Source organism: Sphingobacterium sp. UBA6317, assembly GCF_002440385.1.
Taxonomy (GTDB): domain Bacteria; phylum Bacteroidota; class Bacteroidia; order Sphingobacteriales; family Sphingobacteriaceae; genus Sphingobacterium; species Sphingobacterium multivorum.
This window is the reverse complement of sequence record NZ_DJTD01000054.1, coordinates 62,986-64,621: the sequence shown is the minus strand read 5'-3', so window position 1 is coordinate 64,621 and position 1,636 is coordinate 62,986. Positions and strand designations below refer to the sequence as shown.

The following is a 1,636-nucleotide window of genomic DNA, read 5'->3' as shown; positions in this document are numbered from 1 at the left end:
ATGATGACAGGAAGCAGCTGATAGTATCCTCCAATATACATAAATTTATTTAAGAAATGAGGTATAATTCGATGGCAAAATTGCTGCTTTGGATAAAACGACGGTTTTAATTGGGCTGGGGAGATGAAGCAAAAAATCTGTTTTTTATCAGAATTTTTGCTAAGTTTGATACAGTAGTTTATAGGGGGAAAATAATCAAGAATTTGTATGATCTTAGTTGTTGATAGCGGCTCTTCAAAGTCGGATTGGAAGTTGGAATTGCCAGATAGTGCGCCTATCTCATTCAGTACAAATGGACTTAATCCTTTTTTTGTGAATGAAAAGGAAATCACACGTGTTATTAAGGAAATACCCGAAATTATTCCCTATGCCGATGAAGTTACTGAGTTGTATTTTTTTGGTGCGGGATGCATTACGCCCGATCGTCGGGAAATGGTTTCAAATGCATTGACACCCTTATTCGAAAACGCTTACATTTCTGTTGAGAACGATCTTTTTGGTAGTGCCTTAGCGACCTGTGGTAATAAAAAAGGTTATGTAGCGACATTGGGGACGGGGTCTGATTTGAGTTTTTTTGACGGGGAGGAGCTTATGCCCTCACATAATGGAAATGGCTACGTATTAGGTGATGAGGGGTCGGGGGCATATTTTGGAAAAAACCTGGTCAGGCTTTTCCTATATGGCCGTATGCCGAAAGATCTGAACGAAAAATTTGCGAACAAATACAGAATCAATAAAGAGATTGTCATCAAAAATGTTTATCAAAAAGAACGTCCAAATGCTTTCTTAGCATCTTTTGCGCCGTTCATGTCCGATAATATTACCCATCCCTATATTATAGATCTGGTAAAGAGTGGATTCGAAGAATTTGTTCAAGCTTCGATTTTGACCTATCCAGACTATAATAAATATGCATGTCACTTTGTGGGTTCTATTGCGTATAGTTTTGATTTAATCTTGCGGGAAGTCTGTGAAGCACATCAGATACAGGTAGGGACCATTTTAAAATCTCCTATCAACGAGCTTTTTGATGCGGTATTGGAAAGAGAAAGTAATTCATTGTTAAGTCTTTAAAATAATTAAATATGATTATTGCAACTATTATGGTGTATATGTCAATGTTATTTGGCAATCCCAACTTTTATGATTTTAAGTTTACGACACTTGAAGGGCAAGAAGTGAAAATGTCCGATTTCAAGGGGAAGAAAATATTGATCGTGAATACTGCCTCAAAATGTGGTTTCACAAAACAGTACAAAGATTTGGAGGAATTGCACAAGACCTATGGCAATAAGCTCGTTATTATTGGCTTTCCGGCAAATAATTTTGGACAACAGGAACCGGGTTCAAATGCGCAGATTCAAGAGTTTTGTGAACAAAATTATGGTGTTGATTTTTTAATGGCCGAAAAGGTCGATGTAAAAGGAGATCAAATTTCACCCTTGTTTAAATATTTGACCGCTCAGGAGAACCCAGATTTTAAAGGTGATATCAAATGGAACTTTGAAAAGTTTTTGATTGATGAGAACGGCAAACTTGTCCATCGTTTCCGTTCTGCGACGAATCCGCTGGACCCTGCTATTGTAAACTGGGTGGAAAACAAGAAATAGTAAAAATAACAAAGTAAAAAAGCTGC

At 37.1% G+C, this 1,636-nt stretch carries 2 protein-coding genes; both read left to right on the top strand.

Features of this window, described 5'->3' with window-relative positions; all coding sequences use genetic code 11:
* Positions 1-207: 207 nt before the first annotated feature.
* Complete coding sequence (locus B3E92_RS18850) at positions 208-1,074, top strand: N-acetylglucosamine kinase (RefSeq protein WP_070566035.1); 867 nt, start codon at positions 208-210, stop codon at positions 1,072-1,074.
* Between the two features lie 11 nt (positions 1,075-1,085).
* Complete coding sequence (locus B3E92_RS18845; protein WP_070566033.1) at positions 1,086-1,610, top strand: glutathione peroxidase; 525 nt, start codon at positions 1,086-1,088, stop codon at positions 1,608-1,610.
* The last annotated feature ends 26 nt before the right edge of the window (positions 1,611-1,636 follow it).